The following is a 1138-nucleotide window of genomic DNA, read 5'->3' as shown; positions in this document are numbered from 1 at the left end:
GGGCGTCGGTGGGGCGGTAGGCGGGCAGGACGTCGAAGCCCGCGGTGGCCTGGGCCGGCGTGGCTGCCCCGACGGCGTCGCCGCCGATCAGCCAGCGGATCTCCCGGGGCGGTCGTGGGGTGCCGCCACGGCGGGCCCGGTAGGAGATCGCATCCGCGACCAGATCACTGAGCGTCACAGATGGGCGCACGCCGACGCGTTCCGCGAGTGAGGCGCCGAACTCGACCTCCGCGTCGGAGTCGCCGGTGGCCGTGACGCGTTCCAGGTCACCGGAGATGTCGAGGGCGACCACGGGCTCGGCGCGGATGCCGGCCAGGGTCATCCCGAGCATCGCCGTGACGGTGGTGCGTCCCGAACCGCCGATCAGCGAGGTGACCGCGATCCGCCAGGAGCCTTCCAGCGGCGCGGCGACCCGGTCGGCGAGGGACTCCCGGATGGGGATCTCCTCCCAGGGCGCCAGCTCGGTGGCATCGTCCCAGGGCTCCTGCCAGGGCCACAGCTCACGTCCGCCGCGGGGGCCGCGGATCGCCGGAAGCAGTGCCGACCGCCGGCCGTGTCCCGCCGGGGTGGGGCCAGCGGGGTCGTTCGCCGCCGGCGGGAGGGCTGGTGCCGAAGAGCCGACAGACGGCGACTGTTCGGAGGACGGCTGTGACGACGAGTTCGGTGTTCCAGCCGGTGTGACGGCCGAGGTGGTCGCTGACCGCACCGGTGACTGGACGTCCGGCTGGGCGGCTGCCGGTGCCGGCGTCGGTACCGCTGGGACGGCCGCCATCCGGGGAGCGTGCGCGGACGGTCGCCCCGACGGGCGGGCCGTGGCGGCGGGACGACCGCCGGATCCGGTGCCGAACGGCTGTACGGACGGCGTGTGGTCGTCGCCCGGCGTGGGTTCCTCGGCGGCTGTCTCCCGGGCGGCCGGAGTGGATGTCTCGGCACCGTCCGTGGCCGGCGTGGCCCGCCCGGCAGGGGCGCCGGAGTGGTGGACGGCTTGCGGCCGGCCGTCACCGGCGCGGGTACCGGCTGGTCCGGCGGTGGGCGTACCGGTTGGCTCCGCCGCGGCGGGGACCGCTGGCGGGTGACCATCCGCGGCCGCCTCCACGGCGCCCGGCCGGCCGGCGCCGGCCCGCCGCTCCTCGGCTCC

General features: G+C 76.8%; 1 pseudogene. It reads right to left on the bottom strand.

Annotated features, from left to right (window positions below):
• Positions 1-772 (bottom strand): annotated as a pseudogene (locus tag CM1CMNOD_RS20880) (hypothetical protein); the annotation flags it as partial.
• Positions 773-1138 lie beyond the last annotated feature (366 nt).

It is taken from the genome of Protofrankia symbiont of Coriaria myrtifolia (assembly GCF_900634755.1).
Taxonomy (GTDB): Bacteria; Actinomycetota; Actinomycetes; order Frankiales; family Frankiaceae; genus Protofrankia; species Protofrankia coriariae.
This window is presented reverse-complemented; position numbering and strand designations above follow the sequence as displayed.